This window comes from Blautia wexlerae DSM 19850, from assembly GCF_025148125.1.
In the GTDB taxonomy this organism is placed as follows: Bacteria; Bacillota; Clostridia; order Lachnospirales; family Lachnospiraceae; genus Blautia_A; species Blautia_A wexlerae.
Genome location: NZ_CP102267.1, coordinates 1,647,832 through 1,661,598, shown reverse-complemented (window position 1 = coordinate 1,661,598; position 13,767 = coordinate 1,647,832). Strand labels below are relative to the sequence as shown.

15 protein-coding genes and 2 pseudogenes are annotated in these 13,767 nt (G+C 43.6%); 2 read left to right on the top strand and 15 right to left on the bottom strand.

Annotated features, from left to right (window positions below):
- The 3 genes and pseudogenes from ylxM to NQ550_RS22785 form a co-directional block, all read right to left on the bottom strand.
- On the bottom strand, window positions 1-324 hold the full coding sequence (ylxM, locus tag NQ550_RS07690) for a YlxM family DNA-binding protein (RefSeq protein ID WP_008704687.1): 324 nt from the start codon (window positions 322-324) through the stop codon (window positions 1-3).
- Window positions 325-395: 71 nt separating this feature from the next.
- A complete protein-coding gene (locus tag NQ550_RS07685; RefSeq protein WP_172730309.1) occupies window positions 396-563 on the bottom strand; it encodes a hypothetical protein in 168 nt (55 codons plus the stop codon).
- 158 nt (window positions 564-721) lie between these two features.
- Window positions 722-778 (bottom strand): annotated as a pseudogene (locus NQ550_RS22785) (DUF6783 domain-containing protein); the annotation flags it as partial.
- Between the two features lie 15 nt (window positions 779-793).
- Between NQ550_RS22785 and NQ550_RS22780 the strand changes: the two are divergent.
- Window positions 794-889, top strand: a complete 96-nt coding sequence (locus NQ550_RS22780) for a hypothetical protein (protein WP_334298479.1) — start codon at window positions 794-796, stop codon at window positions 887-889.
- Window positions 890-1,012: 123 nt separating this feature from the next.
- On the opposite strand, the gene NQ550_RS07680 is transcribed toward NQ550_RS22780, so the two are convergent.
- The 7 genes and pseudogenes from NQ550_RS07680 to NQ550_RS07650 all read right to left on the bottom strand — a co-directional run bounded on the left by NQ550_RS07680 (window position 1,013) and on the right by NQ550_RS07650 (window position 7,992).
- Window positions 1,013-1,312 carry a hypothetical protein gene (locus NQ550_RS07680; protein WP_243278814.1) on the bottom strand — a complete coding sequence of 100 codons (300 nt, stop codon included), beginning with the start codon at window positions 1,310-1,312 and terminating at the stop codon, window positions 1,013-1,015.
- Window positions 1,313-1,572: 260 nt separating this feature from the next.
- Window positions 1,573-1,677, bottom strand: a pseudogene (locus NQ550_RS23045) (metal-dependent transcriptional regulator); the annotation flags it as partial.
- Window positions 1,678-1,687: 10 nt separating this feature from the next.
- The gene (locus NQ550_RS07670; protein ID WP_025576908.1) at window positions 1,688-3,424 is read right to left on the bottom strand and encodes an ABC transporter ATP-binding protein; all 1,737 of its coding nucleotides are present in this window, start codon (window positions 3,422-3,424) and stop codon (window positions 1,688-1,690) included.
- Window positions 3,425-3,438: 14 nt separating this feature from the next.
- Window positions 3,439-5,184, bottom strand: a complete 1,746-nt coding sequence (locus NQ550_RS07665; protein WP_025576909.1) for an ABC transporter ATP-binding protein — start codon at window positions 5,182-5,184, stop codon at window positions 3,439-3,441.
- Window positions 5,181-6,653 (bottom strand): ABC transporter ATP-binding protein, encoded by a 1,473-nt coding sequence (locus tag NQ550_RS07660; protein WP_025576910.1) that lies wholly within the window; start codon window positions 6,651-6,653, stop codon window positions 5,181-5,183. Before NQ550_RS07660 ends, NQ550_RS07665 begins: the two co-directional genes overlap by 4 nt.
- A gap of 14 nt (window positions 6,654-6,667) precedes the next feature.
- Entirely contained in the window at window positions 6,668-7,408 is a 741-nt protein-coding gene (locus NQ550_RS07655) for an energy-coupling factor transporter transmembrane component T (protein WP_025576911.1), read from the bottom strand.
- Window positions 7,408-7,992 (bottom strand): MptD family putative ECF transporter S component, encoded by a 585-nt coding sequence (locus tag NQ550_RS07650; RefSeq protein WP_022379910.1) that lies wholly within the window; start codon window positions 7,990-7,992, stop codon window positions 7,408-7,410. Before NQ550_RS07650 ends, NQ550_RS07655 begins: the two co-directional genes overlap by 1 nt.
- A gap of 202 nt (window positions 7,993-8,194) precedes the next feature.
- Between NQ550_RS07650 and NQ550_RS07645 the strand changes: the two genes are divergently transcribed.
- Window positions 8,195-9,184 carry a helix-turn-helix domain-containing protein gene (locus NQ550_RS07645; RefSeq protein ID WP_025576912.1) on the top strand — a complete coding sequence of 330 codons (990 nt, stop codon included), beginning with the start codon at window positions 8,195-8,197 and terminating at the stop codon, window positions 9,182-9,184.
- Window positions 9,185-9,289: 105 nt separating this feature from the next.
- Here NQ550_RS07645 and NQ550_RS07640 read toward each other — a convergent pair whose 3' ends face one another.
- The 5 genes from NQ550_RS07640 to ftsY form a co-directional block, all read right to left on the bottom strand.
- A complete protein-coding gene (locus tag NQ550_RS07640; RefSeq protein WP_025576913.1) occupies window positions 9,290-9,889 on the bottom strand; it encodes a HEPN domain-containing protein in 600 nt (199 codons plus the stop codon).
- A 207-nt stretch (window positions 9,890-10,096) separates the two neighbouring features.
- Window positions 10,097-10,618 carry a HEPN domain-containing protein gene (locus NQ550_RS07635; RefSeq protein WP_330366222.1) on the bottom strand — a complete coding sequence of 174 codons (522 nt, stop codon included), beginning with the start codon at window positions 10,616-10,618 and terminating at the stop codon, window positions 10,097-10,099.
- Entirely contained in the window at window positions 10,608-10,949 is a 342-nt protein-coding gene (locus NQ550_RS07630; protein WP_025576915.1) for a nucleotidyltransferase domain-containing protein, read from the bottom strand. Before NQ550_RS07630 ends, NQ550_RS07635 begins: the two co-directional genes overlap by 11 nt.
- Before the next feature lie 567 nt (window positions 10,950-11,516).
- Window positions 11,517-12,728, bottom strand: a complete 1,212-nt coding sequence (gene ilvA, locus NQ550_RS07625) for a threonine ammonia-lyase (protein ID WP_008704690.1) — start codon at window positions 12,726-12,728, stop codon at window positions 11,517-11,519.
- Between the two features lie 74 nt (window positions 12,729-12,802).
- The gene (gene ftsY, locus NQ550_RS07620) at window positions 12,803-13,759 is read right to left on the bottom strand and encodes a signal recognition particle-docking protein FtsY (protein ID WP_025576916.1); all 957 of its coding nucleotides are present in this window, start codon (window positions 13,757-13,759) and stop codon (window positions 12,803-12,805) included.
- Window positions 13,760-13,767: the final 8 nt, after the last annotated feature.

The window sequence follows — 13,767 nt, the reverse complement described above, 5'->3', positions numbered from 1 at the left end:
TTATAACTCCTCTAAAATCTCATTGGAAATATTTACAATTTCATCGGAATGATATTCCCGGGCAAGTACACGGATCTGCTTTACCTGCGCCCGTATATTCAGGAATTTCTCTACAAGATGAAGCTTCTGTTCATACTCTTCAAGGGTCTTGTTGCATCTCTTGATCATATCATGCACACCCTGTCTGCTGATGCCCAAATCCTCTGCAACTTCACTCAGCGAGTAATCCTCCAGCACCACGCTCTCATAAACCTGCTGCTGTCTCTCTGTCAGAAGTTCTCCATAAAAATCATATAAATAACCTTGCTCTACAAACTTCTCCATCTGTAATCACCTTGACTATATTAACCTATTTACAATGTGCTGTCAAGCATTTTATCTTGACGAACTAAATTTTATCTTGTTTTGTCTTGTGTTATCCTGCGTAAAATCAACGCTTCTCTGATTTGCCATCTTTTTGTCTTACCAGGTTCATTCCAGACACGTCCAACAGAATTTGCAAATACAATGTCTGATACCTGCCTCCTGATGTTTCCGGAATCATCTACAAAAGGAATTGACATCGTAGGACCTGCATTCTATCATATTTTTATATACAGTGATATCAGAAAAAAAGCCACCAGAAAATTATATCTTCTGGCAGCTTCATTGTAATTCAGTATTTGCTAGAGTGTGTCTGAAAAATGCTTTCCGCAAGATGTATGTCACAATTTGTGGGAAATTTTGCCCGGATGAGGGCGCCGTAGCGGGCTACGGCAACTGAATTCGGGCAAAATATACCGCAAAGTGGGGCGTGCAGATTGCGGGAATGATTTTTCAGACACGCTCTAATGTGCGACTCTCATGCTCTCATCAATCCATTTCTGTACAATATCAACACCAATCTTAACGGCTTTAGCAATCTTATCGGCAGGTAAACTTTTTCTTTAAAAAGCAAAAATTTCTTTTCAGTCTTTTTGCTGTTTTTCTCTCGGTCTTCCATTCTTTTCCTGCTTTTTCCAGGCAATCTGCTTCATAATATGCATCTGCAATCGGAACTACCATAGCCAGATGGCAAAGCTGCCACATATACATATCTTTTACCTTGCTGATATGGTATATGGGAATGTTTTAATATCTTTGAAAACTGTTTCGCTCTTTCAGATGTATTTCCCGATATCTCTGCAAATGTTGTTGGCCGTATTAGCTTCGGTGTGAGTGCAGCATCCAATATTCCATCGTTTATGCTTCCACCTGCTCCTGGAAAAGCTGGAAAAACGTAAGCGTTGAATTTATCGTGAAAAAGTTCATCAAATAACACTTCCGCTTTCAATAATTCAAAACTGTTTCTGCCATACATTATTCGTTTTATAATTTTGATTTTATTTACACTACCTTCTGCAAGCCGTTATTATACGAATATATGATTCCGTTTTTTACAGCAGTTAAGTCCTTTTTTACACCGTTTATAAATGTTTGAAATTCAGAAATATCATATTTTTGTGCTGTATTGATCCATTCGTCTAATTTTGCAGCATTTTTTGAGAATATAATGTTACAAAAATCTTTGGTTAATGTATACAGCTCACTTAATACTTCCATATGTCGAGCGATGTCTACCGAGCGGACGCTTCCAAATTTTTTATAGAGAACCAAAATTGCTTCTACATAATCTTCTCCAGATGCATAAAGGTTCATAAGTCCTCCTTTACTGAGCCAGCTTCCAGCCGATGGCCTCCTGTCTGGCCGATACAAAATCGGCATACAGGCCCTTCTGCCGAATCAGCTCTGCATGAGTGCCGCGCTGGATAATGTGTGCATTGTCCAGTACAAGGATCTGATCGGCGTCGCGGACCGTTTTCAGACGGTGGGCAATCATGATAATGGTCTTGTCATGGGTCAATGCCTCGATAGCCCGCTGCAATTCATCCTCATTCTCCGGGTCAACGCTGCTTGTTGCCTCGTCCAAAATGATGATAGGTGCGTCCTTCAGCATGGCGCGGGCGATGGAAATCCGCTGTTTCTCGCCTCCGGACAAAGTGCCGCCGCCCTCGCCAATCACGGTGTCATAGCCATCTGGCAGGGCAGAAATAAAGTCATGACAGCAAGCCTTTTTCGCCGCTTCAACCACCTGCTCATGGGTAGTGTCCGGGCAGCCAAACTTGATATTGTTCTCAATCGTATCTGCAAAGAGGTACACGCTCTGGAACACCATCGAGATATTCTTCATCAGGCTGTCCAGCTTGAAATCCCGTACATCCGTACCGCCTATGGTAATCTTCCCGGCATTCACATCCCAAAAACGTGCAATCAGGTTGCACATCGTTGTCTTTCCTGCCCCGGAAGGGCCGACAATGGCCGTAGTCGTTTTTTCGGTAATGGTAAAGCTGACCTGATCTAATATCTTACGGTCTGCGTAGGAAAAATCCACCTTGTTAAACACGATCTCGCTGGACTTCGGCGTAATATCAGCGCCTTTCTCGTCCATTACCGGCGTGTCATCAATGGAGTTTGCCGTATCCATCGAGGCCGCCAGCATTTGCAGCAAAGAGGCCATATTCCCGGCGTTCTCCAAATCGTTGAACACCATGAAAGAAGCAATCACCAAAATCAGACCGTAGGCCAGCGGCAGGGAGCCGTCCAGCCAGAACCAGACCGAGGCCAAAAGCAACAGGACGCTGAACACTCGGACAACAGCCTGTTTGATAGCGTCATAGGGAACGCTGGCCTTTGTCAATTTCAGGTTATCCCGGCAGCTCGCCTTAATTGCACTGCCGATAGACTGCGTGCTGTCCTGTTCCAGTCCAAATGCTTTGACAATCCCCATCCCCTGAATGTACTCCAACACAGACTCCACAAGGGACTCCTGTGTGTGCTGGCGTACCCCGCTGAGCGCGGCAGATTTGCGAAGCGCCAGTTCCGCCGCCGCAAGGTAAATCAGAACACCGGCAGCGGCCACAAGACCGATCCGCCAGTCAAATACCAACAGGACGATGACGAGGGCAACCGAGTTGAAAAAACCGCCCAGCACTGACACCAGGACACGGGCTGCTGAGTTCTCTACATCACCCAAAGTTGTTGTGACAATGGCGGTAATATTCCCGATACTATTCTTGTTGAAGTAGCCCATCGGGATGTAGCGCAGCCGATCTCCGATGTGGATACGCTTTTCCGCCACCATGCAATAGCCGGTTTCCGTCTGCTCCATCGTGGAAAAATAGGTCGTGATGATACGCCCAATGAGGGAAACGGCCATAATTCCCAGCGAAATGCAGATAAACTTTCCGTCCCGGTTGTCAGATACTACCGCGCCGATCACTACAAAGAGGGCGGCAAACTGCATGGCTGAAAACAGCCCGGACAGGAATGAGAATAACAGGGATTTTTTTAGAAGCCCCTTTTTGCTGCCTGCAAAAGCAAAGATTTTTTTCAATGTTCCATACATCTGACAACACCCCCTTACATCTGGTCTTTCGCGCCGATGTGCGCCTGCCACATATCCCGGTAGAGGGGGCAGGTTTCCAGCAGCTTCTCATGCGTACCCTGTGCGTGGATGGTTCCATCCTTCACCACAACGATGTTATCTGCGCCAACAATGGTAGACAGCCGGTGTGCGATCACAATCAGGGTCTTGCCGACAGTTAAAGTGGAAATGGCTTTCTGCACCAGCGCCTCATTCTCTGGGTCGATATAGGCAGTTGCCTCATCCAAAATGACAACCGGCGCATTTTTCAGCATGGCGCGGGCGATGGCAATCCGCTGGCGTTCACCGCCGGAAAGATGGGAACCGGCGCTGCCGACAACCGTATCATAGCCATTATCCAGCTTGCGGATAAAGGCGTCGCAGCCGCTTTGTTTGGCTGCTTGCTCCACCTCTGCGTCCGTGGCACTGGGGCTTCCCATGCGGATATTCTCCCGGATACTGCGGTTAAACAGGTAGTTATCCTGAGATACATAGGAAATCTGGTCTGCAATTTCAGACAGCGGCATATCCTTCAGCTCATGGCCGCCGAGGGTAATGCTGCCGGATGTAACATCCCAATACCCGGCAATCAGCTTCGCCACCGTAGATTTGCCGGAGCCGGACGGCCCTACAAGGGCGGTCATGGTTCCGGGGTGGATGGCGAGATTCACATCATGCAAAACCTCTGTTGTCCCGTCATAGGAAAACGACACAGACCTAAGAGAAATGCCGGTATCTTCCAGCTTGATCGGCGTTTCTTTATGGTTCAGTTCTTCGGCGTTCAGAAGCTGGCTGATTTCTTCCACATTTGTCCCCAGTACGGCCAAATCGTCCGTAAAGGTAAAGGCCGCAATAATCGGCCCGATCAGCCCCAGCGAGAAAATCACAATGGACAGGAAGGTGGAAAGCTCCAGACTGCCGGAGAGCCAGAACGCGAAGCCGCAGGGCAGCACGCAGATCAGCACTGAGGGCAGGATGGCGTTGTAGGCGCTCATGATTTTCTGGTTTTCACGCATCCAGTCCACATAATAGTTGGCGTTATAATTCACCGCGTCAGAATATTTTTTGTAGGAACCGGCGGATTGGCTGAACGCCTTTACCACCTCAATCCCGCCGATGTATTCTACAATGGCGTTTGCCATCTGCTTTCCCGCTTTAACCGCGCCCTCCCATTTGACGGGATAATTCTTCATACCGGCGGACATGACAGCAAGGCCCACCACCAACGTAACAAGGGACAGGAGCGCCATGCGCCAGTCCATAACGAACAGATATACGACAATCACCAAAGGCACCAGCACATTTGCGGTCATTTCCGGGAGCAGGTGTGCGAAGGTCGATTCCATGCCTTCAACCCGGTCAACAATCGTCGTTTTGTACTGGCCGGACGGAGTGTCTAAAATCGTCCCCATCGGGACGCGGGCCAGCTTTGCGGTGATATTCTCTCGCAGATCGCGCAGCGTGTAATAGGTCGCCGTGTGGGAAATCGTTGTAGAAAGACTGGAAAACAGCACTTTCCCAAAGTAGCCGCACAATGCAATAATGCCAGCGGTCACATAGCGGGAAAAATTCTGTTCCCCAGACAACATCATTGTGACAATATGCGCCACGCAGAAATAGGGCACCATCTGGCAGGCCACGCCTAATACTGCAAGGATAATACTGCCGATGAATTTTCCATGATAAAGTTTGCCCCATCCCCATAAGACGCCTATGGGCGACTCTTTCTTTTCTTCTTTCACTTTACAGATACCCCCTTTATGAAATAGTTTCTAATTTTTTCAAGTCCATCCGCATCCATTGGAAATTGGTCGATGATAGAACCATCTTCAAAATGGACAATATCCGTACAACAGTCTAATATCAACTCAAGGTCATGAGTAATGACATACACGGTAATACCCGTGTCCCTGACTTGTCGCAGGACATTTGCAACCTCTTTCATGTGCTTATAATCAAGGCCGCTGGTCGGTTCATCAAAAAATAAAATAGAGCGTTTAGACGCGATTGCTGAGGCAATCGCTACCCGCTGTTTCTGACCGCCGGAGAGGGACATAGGGTGTCTGTCTTTGAAATCTGTCAAATCTAACTCGGCAAGGATTTTTTCTGCCTGCTCCTCGCTTTCGTCCTCCATGCTGATTAAAACCTCATCTAACACCGTTTCCGTAAAAAGCTGATGATTGACTTCCTGCATTACCATATAGCAGGTATTCAACCTGTCTTTGGGACGGTAGGCTTTTCCATTCCATATAACTTCGCCGCACCGCTTTTCCAAACCGCAAAAGCACCGGGAGAAAGTCGATTTTCCAGCTCCATTATTTCCAATAATCGCTACAATACGGTTCGCCGGAATTTTGCTTTCATGAATGTGAAGCGTTTCCGGCTCGTTTCTGTAGGCAAAACAGAAATTGCGAAGCTGCATTTGTTCTCCGATTTGCGGTGATATTTCGGGCGGTAGCAAATCTTCAAGAATAAAGGTGCGAAGTCCCATATCGGCTCTTTGCTGCTCTGTAAGTTGCTCAAACTCTGCCGCAGAGTAATCCCTTTCCACTTGTCCGGCAGTAATATAAATAAAGCGATCCGCAAGGCCTCGCAGGTAGTAAAGCCGATGTTCTGACACGATAATTGTTTTTCCCTGCGACTTCCAAAATGCAAGTATGGATCTCAAATCGAGAATAGAAGAAGCATCGAGGTTAGATGATGGTTCATCCATAACAAGTACATCAGGCTCCATAATCGACACCCCGGCACAGGCGATTTTCTGTTTTTCTCCCCCGGAGAGGTGAAAAATATTGCGCCCCATCAGTTTCTCCAAATGAAAATCCTGGACGGTTTTTTCTAATCGTTCTCGAATACTTCGCTCTGGCTGGCCGAGATTTTCACATCCGAATGTAATTTCACTGGTCGTGTCCACATTAAAAAATTGAGAGCGTGGATTTTGAAATACGCTACCAACTGTTTTTGCAGTATCATAAAGGGGCTGCTCCGAAATCTTTGCCTTATTCACCCAAACATTTCCGCTCATTTTGCCCTCATAGTAGTGAGGGATCAGGCCGTTAATCAGGCGGGTAATTGTTGTTTTCCCACAGCCGCTTTCGCCGCAAAGTACAATAAATTGTCCATCCTCTATGTTCAGGTTTATATCCTGAACACCACCGGCACTCTCGCTTTCTTCTCCATAAGAGAAGGTCACATGGTCAATCCGTATCACAGGCTCACCCCCTTTCAAAAGACAAGTTGTTTCTGAAGCAGAAATACAATAAAACAGAGGATACAGAATAGGGCGGCAACTACATCTTGAAAATGAAAACCAATTTGGCATACATTTGTGCGTCTAACAGGGGCACCCAGCCCCCGTGTCAACGCAGCAGCAGAAAGTTCGTCACCAATCTTTACAACGGATACCATCAAAGGAACCAGCCTGTATTCCACCATCAGCAAAGGATGTCTCCCACCGAAGCGGATACCCCGCATTTTCATGGCATCCCGGATTGCCTGATATTCTTCGCTGATTGTAGGGAAAAAGCGAAAAATCACAGACATGGGGATGACGATTTTTTCTGTGATGTGCATACGCTCCATAGCGCCGATAAACTCGCTGACGGAAGTCGAGGAGATCAGCCATGCACCAGTCATGATGCCAGGCGCAAACCGTGTCATAATGGATGTAACTGCCATCACAATGAAAGAAAGCAAGCCGCTTAAATATACAAGGGCAATCCGTTCCAATGCAAAGCAGGCTACATAGAGCAGTAAATATTTTCCGGCTGTTTTAAAGCGATGTTCTGATAAAATCAGTACAAAAGGGACAAGACTTAAACAGGGCTTGACAATGTTCATAATCCCCTCATTGCTGGTGCTGAACATCAGAGTTGTAATCGTCAACAACAACAGAAGCTTTGTACGAGGGTCAAGCAATATCCCTTTTCTATTTTCAGTCGTCGCAGAGAATGATACCCCGTCCATTACACAATTCCCGCTTTAACAAAATGTTTTTTCAGAAGCGCCTTACCTAACAGGCCGCCAAAAATTGCAAAGACAAAAATTCCGGCAATTACCAGAACAATGCTCCACATGGGCATGACAGCCATCACCTGGTCAGCGTATTCCTCACCGAAGCTGGCCGCAAAACTGGTCCAGGAGTCCTCTACCATAAAATACATCGGAATGTATGTACCAACCATCCAAAGACTGAATACCGCATAACCAATCAGGCTCTTTTTAGCACTTTTATAACCGCCGGATTTCAAAATCAAATCTCCCAGAACGCCAAAGATCAGACCCATTGGTACACCCCAGAAACCCATGCCGGTCAGGCCCATCAGTAAACCGCTCAAAATCCCCATAATCGTAACCATGCCGAATTTTTTTACTCTTGTCAGGAACAGCATGAAGGGGATACCTGTAATCAAAGACCACAAGGCACCGAGGATTGGCAAAAAGATAGGCACAAACCCAATAGGAATGGCGACACAACAACCAATCACAAAGTAGAGAACGGTGAACAGACCCAGGTTAATCAGATCCTTTGCTTGTAACTTGTTGTTCATAACGAATACCTCCATTCATTTGTTGGTTAGCAAACTCTAACCTCTTTCTAAGATAACACAGTTAGTCATGCCTCTCTACAACCAATTAGCTTTTTAGCTCCAAACAGCAACGAGTTTTTCTGTTGACTGACTCCTTTTCCAAACCTATAATATAATTAAAAACAAATGTAAGAAGTGCGATAATTGAGTGATAGGAGCTAAAATGAAGATTGATGATATTATAAGAAAATGTATTGAAATTCCTGGTATTTCAATAAAACGCAGTGATTTCAGCGCAGAACTACTTATGAAAACCAAAGATGGAAAAGGATCGATGACTTTTTTCCCGCTTTTCTCCGGGCTTACTATTGCTTATATCTTCGTAAATTCTCCTACATGGGTAGCACCCAATTTCTGTGAAGATAGCTCCATTGAAAAAGGTCCATTACTTCTAAACTATTGTGTAACCGGGCGTTGTGAGATTGTCTTGAATAACGAAAACTTTGTGTATGTGAAAGATAGAGAAATTTCTCTCACAGAGCGTTTCGCACAAAAACAATATGTCTATCCTCGCCGTATCTATGAAGGAATGGAACTTTTCGTTGATACTGATACGCTGACATCAGAAAGTGCATGGATAAAAAAAGAGTTCGGCATTGACTTTCACAAAATCATTGAACTTTTTTGCCCTGATGGTAATACCTATATTTCGACGGTTGCTCCTGAAGTCGAGGAAATATTGACGAAACTTTGGGGACTTTTGGATATTGCACCCCCATTTTCAATTTCTCAAATGAAGGTCTATGCTCTGGCATTATTTTCGCTGATGCAAAACCTTAACGATATTCCCCCATCACAAGCCTGCACATTCTTTACTGAAACGCAGGTAGATATCGCAAAACGTGTTGAAAAAATTATTACTTCTGATTTACGTCAACATCATCCAGCATGGGAATTAGCAGCGCAATTTTCTGTTAGTGAAACTAGCTTAAAAAATTATTTTCGAGGAGTTTTTGGTCAGAACATATCTTTTTATCTGCGTGAATGTAGAATGAAACGAGCTGCGGAATTACTTGTATCTACTACACTCTCTGTTGCAGAAATAGCAGAACAGGTCGGTTACATGAATCAAAGTAAATTTGCATTGGTTTTTAAAAAACGATTTTCTATGTCACCGTTAGAATATAGGCGATATAGAAATTTAAATTCATAAATGCCGATATAATTTCATAATAATATGATGAGTTGCTCGACAAATGGGTAACTCATCATATTAGAATATTACTTATTTATGTGTTGGCAATTAGCCGTAAATTCTTTACTTATATAATAATTTATCCATTTCTAATACACAAGCTTTTATAGTATCGACATATTCTAATAACTTACCTTTCCTTAAATATTTTTCACTATATATATTGTGCGCAACATCTCCCCTCGTAGAAATAATATCACCCAAAGATTTAAATGGAAATGCCGTATCATCAATCTCATTTTCACTAATTCCAAAATAATTTTTAAATAACTGTTGTATATTCTGTACTTTTGGTGTATTTAATTTCTTAATATCATAATATATTAATTTTCTATAATATTCTTTCCAATCATCGTAAAATAAAATTGGCGAAATATCATTTTTTTCTTTTTTCACAGCATCTGAAATAGTTTTCTTTGCTTCCATGGGCAATTTTTTAGGCTGATATATTTTTCTTGTTATGAAATTCCCCGTTTCGTAAGTAACAGATTCTACATATACTTCAAAAGATGAACATAAAAAAATCAATCCAGCCCTAGTCAAATGATCAAGGCTCTTTTTTCCTCTTCCTGAGTTTCTTTCCAATTCATGATTATATGTTTCAATTAATTTATTCACCTGATTAAGATTTTTTTGGAATGTTTTATACGCTTTTGATGGCATACTATCCTCCTCACTACATTTTCTTTATCATAATTTTTTAAATCTAACTTTCTTTATATTCAGCAACACGTTTCTACCGCAAAAAGACCAGAACCATATTATTATGATCCCAGTCCTTTTTCTAATTAATCTTCATAATGGCCTCTACAGGTGATGGTCCAAAGAAATCCATTCCCATTTATGTTGTAAGACAACCAACTTACATCATCAGTCTGTCTCGTTCAGCTCATGTTCCTGCCCATTGCCTGCTGATAACTGAGCAATTCCTCTGTCTATCATATCCAGGTATTCCGCATTTCGAACAGTTTTTTCAGACTCTTTCTTCCATCTTGCCTGTACATATTCTTCTACACGTGATACCAACTCTTTTGCTGTCTGGATCTGTTCCTCAGCCTCTTCTCTTGTCGCTATATAGAAATCATCATAATCACTGGCATGACGGATTTCTTCTGATTCAACAATTTTCTTTCCAAGCTTTCTCGGAAAAATCTCCGTTTTTACATAATTCTTATTGAAATTCGCCAGAGCATCTTTATGTCTTTTATACGCATTGCCATCCAACGCATGCACAGCTGATATTGCATGGTAAATCCCATAATATGCCCGGTTATTTGCTCCACGGAATTCTTTAGCTGCCAAAAGGATTTCAGCTGCTTTGATGTCACTTTTAGAGGTTTCAATACGATACAATACCAAATCTTTCTGCGTTCCCTTTTCATTAGGCTGCATCAAACAGTTTCACCCCTTCTTTCTTTACATTCGCATAAAATGGGTATACATCAACCCAGTTCTGGAAATGCTGTTGGCTTTTTGCTATCGGTTTAATATCAAGGTCATGATCCATATTGAAATCAAAAGTTTCTCCTGACAATTCATGGCGATACTGTTTAATATCTATGTCTGACAAGTCCAGGAGAATCATTATATCTATATCAGAATCTGCCTTATAATCTCCCCTTGCATAGGATCCATATAAAATTACTGTCTTTAAATGACTTCCATATATCTTCCGTAATATTTCGGTATACTGATCCAACAATATTTTTATTGTTACCGGCATAATGTTTTCTCCTTTCCTGCTTCGATACTTTTTTCTTTATTATAACCGAACCACCATATCTTTTCTACTGCTTTCTCACACTGTAAATTCATATTTTTCCCGCATTTGTCACAAGATTGTCACAGACTCCTGCCAATATGCCCGGAAAAGCGCGTATTTACGGCATTCTTTCAAAATTAATATCAAGCATCTTCTCTTGACAAAGTTAATTTATAGCAATTCCATAAATTACCGCTAAATATCCAGCGAAGAAAAACAGTTTGTTTCGTGTGCATTTGCAGGGATCTTAGATATTCTTAGCTGGCAGAAATCTGCGTTATGAGCCGGCTGCATCACTGTCTGAGCGAAGTTTGCAACGGAGCGAGTTTGATAAGACGGCTCATGCTTTTAGCAGATTTATGGCAGCTTAGAATATCTTAGATCCCGAAACCGCACACGAAACAAACTGTTTTTCTGCGCGTCCCTTTGAGACCTCTAATATAAGTTACAAAAAGCCCTGATATCCATATACTGAACACCAGGGCTCCCATTTCATTTATTTACATGGCAGATGCTACTCTGAGACAATCACAGACTTGGGCGGATCACCTTTGGTCTGCATCCTGCATCTTCGAGAGCTTTAACAATCTCATTCTTATGATCTGTACCAAAAGCCTCCAATGTGATCTTAAGTTCCACTGCCGCATTTCTGTTCGTGCTTACAAACTGGTTATGATCCAGCTTGATAACATTGCCCTGTGCTCTGGCGATCACGCTTGCCACACGTACCAGTTCGCCCGGCTTATCCGGAATGAGCACAGATACTGTGAAGATTCTGTCTCTCTGGATCAGACCATGCTGAACAACAGAAGACATGGTAATAACATCCATGTTTCCACCGCTTAAGATAGAAACAATCTTCTTTCCCTTCACATCCAGATGACGAAGCGCTGCCACTGTCAGAAGACCGGAATTCTCTACGATCATCTTATGGTTCTCAACCATGTCAAGGAAAGCAACAATCAGTTCATCATCCTCGATAGTGATGATATCGTCCAGATTCTTCTGGATATACGGGAAGATTTTCTTTCCGGGTGTCTGTACGGCAGTACCGTCAGCAATCGTATTTACGTGCGGAAGAGTCACAACCTCACCCTTCTTCAGAGAAGCCTTCATGCAGGCAGCCCCTGCCGGTTCCACACCAATGACTTTGATATGTGGATTTAACAGCTTCGCAAGTGTGGAAACACCTGTTGCAAGTCCGCCTCCACCGATTGGAACCAGAATATAATCAACAAGCGGAAGCTCCTGAACGATCTCCATTGCAATGGTACCCTGCCCTGTGGCAACTGCCGGATCATCGAAAGGATGGATAAAGGTATATCCCTCTTTCTCAGCAAGTTCCAGTGCATGTGCACATGCCTCATCATATACATCACCATGCAGGATAACCTCTGCACCGTAACTCTTTGTTCTCTCAACCTTGATCAGCGGAGTTGTGGTAGGCATAACGATCACTGCCTTCACACCATATTTATGCGCAGCATAGGCAACACCCTGTGCATGATTTCCGGCGGATGCTGTGATCAGACCTTTATTTCTCTCTTCATCGGAAAGAGTGCTGATCTTATAATAGGCACCACGAACCTTATATGCACCTGTACGCTGCATATTTTCCGGTTTTAAATAAACCTTATTTCCTGTAAGTTCACTGAAATAGCTGCTCTTGATCAGCTTTGTTTCCTGTGTGACCTGTTTTACGATCTCTGATGCCTGTTCAAAACTCTCTAAAGTAAGCATTGTTTTTTCCTCCATTTTGTCCTAAATGTACTCCCAGAATCTTTTTGTACTTGATTTGACTCCGAAAGTACATCCTAATCTTGAGCGTCCGGGTTTTCTTTATGGTCTACATCAAACAACGCATTTACAAATGCATCTGCATCGAATTTCTGAAGATCGTCAATACTTTCTCCTACGCCAATGTACTTCACCGGAATATCCAGTTCAGACTGGATGGCAACTGCAATACCTCCCTTGGCAGTTCCGTCCAGCTTGGTAAGGATAATACCGCTGACATTTGCGACCTCCGCAAATTGTCTCGCCTGTGCAAGGGCATTCTGTCCGGTGGTACCATCCAGCACTACCAGTGTCTCCAGATATGCATCCGGATACTCCCTCTCCAGGATCCTGTAAATCTTGCGGAGTTCTTCCATAAGGTTCTTTTTATTATGAAGACGTCCTGCTGTATCGCAGAGAAGTACGTCTGCATTTCTTGCTTTGGCTGCTGCCACCGCATCATAGATAACAGATGCAGGATCTGCTCCTGCCTGTCCGCCGATGATCTCCACACCTGCGCGGTTCGCCCACTCAGTAAGCTGCTCTCCTGCTGCTGCGCGGAAAGTATCGGCTGCTGCAAGGATAACCTTCTTGCCCTGGTCTTTTAATTTTCCTGCAAGCTTTCCTACTGAAGTGGTTTTTCCGACACCATTGACACCGATCACCAAAACTACGGATCTGCGGTTCTCAAATTCATACTCTGTGCTGTCCACACGCATCTGATCCTTGATCTCATTGATCAGAAGCTGTTTACATTCCATCGGTTCCTTAATATGACGTTCGGAAACCTCTTTCTTTAAATTCTCAATAATAGAAGTGGTCGCATTGATCCCGATATCACCCATGATCAGAATCTCTTCCAGCTCTTCATAAAAATCTTCATCAATACTGGAAAAACCACTGAAAATACTGTCAAATCCGGCCACGATATTGTCTCTGGTCTTTGCCAGTCCACTGACTAATCGTTTAAAAAAACCTTTCTTTTCTTCTGCCATGTGAAACT

What these genes read in the sequence shown, in the direction of transcription:
- ilvA (WP_008704690.1), bottom strand. Translation starts at nt 12,728, where the DNA reads ATGCTTACTTTAGAGAGTTTTGAACAGGCATCAGAGATCGTAAAACAG.
- NQ550_RS07655 (WP_025576911.1), bottom strand. Translation starts at nt 7,408, where the DNA reads ATGGACGGGGTATCATTCTCTGCGACGACTGAAAATAGAAAAGGGATA.
- NQ550_RS07685 (WP_172730309.1), bottom strand. Translation starts at nt 563, where the DNA reads ATGTCAATTCCTTTTGTAGATGATTCCGGAAACATCAGGAGGCAGGTA.
- NQ550_RS07670 (WP_025576908.1), bottom strand. Translation starts at nt 3,424, where the DNA reads ATGTATGGAACATTGAAAAAAATCTTTGCTTTTGCAGGCAGCAAAAAG.
- NQ550_RS07645 (WP_025576912.1), top strand. Translation starts at nt 8,195, where the DNA reads ATGAAGATTGATGATATTATAAGAAAATGTATTGAAATTCCTGGTATT.
- NQ550_RS07640 (WP_025576913.1), bottom strand. Translation starts at nt 9,889, where the DNA reads ATGCCATCAAAAGCGTATAAAACATTCCAAAAAAATCTTAATCAGGTG.
- ftsY (WP_025576916.1), bottom strand. Translation starts at nt 13,759, where the DNA reads ATGGCAGAAGAAAAGAAAGGTTTTTTTAAACGATTAGTCAGTGGACTG.
- NQ550_RS07650 (WP_022379910.1), bottom strand. Translation starts at nt 7,992, where the DNA reads ATGAACAACAAGTTACAAGCAAAGGATCTGATTAACCTGGGTCTGTTC.
- ylxM (WP_008704687.1), bottom strand. Translation starts at nt 324, where the DNA reads ATGGAGAAGTTTGTAGAGCAAGGTTATTTATATGATTTTTATGGAGAA.
- NQ550_RS07635 (WP_330366222.1), bottom strand. Translation starts at nt 10,618, where the DNA reads ATGCAGCCTAATGAAAAGGGAACGCAGAAAGATTTGGTATTGTATCGT.
- NQ550_RS07630 (WP_025576915.1), bottom strand. Translation starts at nt 10,949, where the DNA reads ATGCCGGTAACAATAAAAATATTGTTGGATCAGTATACCGAAATATTA.